A 1,113-nucleotide genomic window follows, 5' to 3' on the forward strand; every position below is an offset into this window, starting at 1 on the left:
ACCTCGGCGAAGGGCTCCTGCCCGGGGAGCGTCTGGAAGACGACGTTCACGGACGGGTGCGGCACGATGTGCGAGGCGTACGGCTCGGACAGGTCCCAGTCGATCAGCCAGTACTGCTCCACGTAGGGGCGCAGCGCGGGCGCGGCCAGGTGCCGGCGGAACCGTGCGTGGGCGAAGAGCCCGGCGGCGTCGACGATGCCCTTGGTGTCGCTGCGCGGGGCGGGCTCGGGGGCGTCGGCCATGGCTGGATCGTATGCCGCGGGTCTGCGGCCGGTGTCGCGTTTCTTCAAGCCGCCGGAAGGGTCGACGTCCTAACGTCGCGGCATGACTGAGAACAGCATCGGTGATCTCCTGAAGGTGGCGGCCGACCATGCCGTCCCTGTCGTCCGCGCCATCCCCGAAGACCGCCTCACCGCCCCCACGCCCTGCGCCGAGTACGACGTAAAGGCCCTGGTCAACCATCTCCTCCAGGTGGTCGTCCAGTTCCAGGCGCTGGCCGCCAAGCAGGACGCCGAGTTCGGCGAGACCCCCGATCTCGTCGCCGAGGGCCCCGGCTGGCGCGACCGTTTCGCCGACGAGGCGGGGAAGCTGGTCGCCGCCTGGTCCGCCCCTGGTGCCGACGAGGGCACCACGGGCGCCATGGACATGCCCGCGAAGACCGTCGGCTGCATGGCGCTGCTGGACCTGACGGTGCACGCCTGGGATCTGGCCCGTGCCACGGGTCAGGAGTTCGAGGCGGCCCCCGGGAGCAGTGGCGTGGTCGCCGCGCTGCGGGAAGCGGTCGCGGGCCTGGGCCCGACGGCCCGGAAGATGGGTGTCCTCGGGGAGCCGGTCGCCGTGCCGGAAGGGGCCTCCGACCTGGAGCGACTCCTGGCCGAGACGGGCCGCGACCCCCGCTGGGCCCCGCAGACCCGTTCCGCGGCCTAGCCGGGCCCGCGACCCGTTCCGCGGCCTAGCCGGGCCCGCGACCCCTTCCGCGGCCTAGCCGGGCCCGCGACCCCTTCTGCGGCCTAGTCGGGCCCCGCAGACCCCCTCTGCGGCCTAGCCGGGCCCCGCCCGGGAATACCCCCTGGACCGCCACCGTTCCGTAGGTATAGTTGAACCGTCAACAAC

At 73.0% G+C, this 1,113-nt stretch carries 2 protein-coding genes; one reads left to right on the forward strand and one right to left on the reverse strand.

Annotated elements, in window-relative coordinates; genetic code table 11:
- A partial coding sequence (locus tag ACZ5CR_RS46745; RefSeq protein ID WP_468870143.1) for a DUF6597 domain-containing transcriptional factor occupies positions 1-242 on the reverse strand: 242 nt, incomplete at its 3' end.
- A gap of 82 nt (positions 243-324) precedes the next feature.
- On the opposite strand from ACZ5CR_RS46745, the gene ACZ5CR_RS46750 reads away from it, so the two are divergent.
- On the forward strand, positions 325-927 hold the full coding sequence (locus ACZ5CR_RS46750) for a TIGR03086 family metal-binding protein (RefSeq protein WP_468870144.1): 603 nt from the start codon (positions 325-327) through the stop codon (positions 925-927).
- Positions 928-1,113: the final 186 nt, after the last annotated feature.

The organism is Streptomyces sp. NPDC031274, from assembly GCF_055570235.1.

Bases quoted from the DNA above. Each gene is read 5' to 3' on its own strand.
- ACZ5CR_RS46750 (WP_468870144.1), top strand. From the start codon at position 325: ATGACTGAGAACAGCATCGGTGATCTCCTGAAGGTGGCGGCCGACCAT.